The 245-nt window shown below is 38.8% G+C and carries 1 pseudogene; it reads right to left on the bottom strand.

Annotated features, from left to right (window positions below):
* Positions 1-57: 57 nt before the first annotated feature.
* Positions 58-245: pseudogene (locus tag ACY2RS_RS15730) on the bottom strand (CTP synthase); the annotation flags it as partial.

The raw sequence follows: 245 nt of genomic DNA, 5'->3' as shown, positions 1-245 counted from the left end.
TCCCACAGTACCTCCTATTTCAGTAATCACGATATCATAATCGCCACTATTTCCTCAAATTTGGATTCGTTCTTTAATTTCGTTGGTACTGTGCGGTACTACTTGTACGGTCTTCCCTAAAAACTCACCACGAAGTTCTTTTTGTATCACGCTTTGATAAATTCTACCTGTGGTTACATTATTGGCTTGTGAAGTTGGTACGTTTACGAAACGCTCGTAATGGCCTAAATCTAAATCTGTTTCTG

It is taken from the genome of Patiriisocius sp. 208BN25-11, assembly GCF_058147145.1.
Note: the sequence above shows the minus strand (reverse complement) of the source record. Positions and strands in the feature narration are given on the sequence as shown.